Source organism: Novosphingobium sp. B-7 (assembly GCF_000410615.1).
Classification (GTDB): Bacteria; Pseudomonadota; Alphaproteobacteria; order Sphingomonadales; family Sphingomonadaceae; genus Novosphingobium; species Novosphingobium capsulatum.
In genome coordinates this window covers 9,085-9,519 of sequence record NZ_KE148524.1, presented here as the reverse complement: position 1 = coordinate 9,519, position 435 = coordinate 9,085, and the positions used below count along the sequence as shown (strand labels likewise).

The 435-nt window shown below is 66.9% G+C and carries 1 pseudogene; it reads left to right on the top strand.

Features of this window, described 5'->3' with window-relative positions:
• Positions 1–181 precede the first annotated feature (181 nt).
• A pseudogene (locus H926_RS35385) lies at positions 182–435 on the top strand (flagellar basal body-associated protein FliL); the annotation flags it as partial.

Genomic DNA, 435 nt, shown 5'->3' with positions numbered 1-435 from the left:
CCAGGGTGGCGATCCGCGCCAGCCGCAACGCGCCGCGGCGCCGGACAGCGCGGGCCTTGCCGCCCGCCGCTCGCCGGACCGGAGCGACGAGCCCGACACGGCCCAGGGCGGCGTCTACGCGTGATCCCGCGCGTAAATCGACGCCTCAATCCCCTGGCCATCTGACGATCAAGGAACCGGCATGAGCGACAAGAAGGAAAAGGACAAGGACGCGCCCAAGAAGAAAAAGGGCGGTCTTGTGGTGCTCATCGGCGTGGTCGTGGCCACGCTGGTGATGGGTGGTGGCGGGGTCTACGCCCTGTTTGCCATGCACATCCTGGGTGGACCGCAAGTGGTCATCCATGAAGACAACAAGCCCAAGCTGATCCGCAAGGGCGAGGAAGACCCCTATGCCCCCGTCGCCAAGGAAGGCGGCGAAGGCGAAGGCGGGGCCAA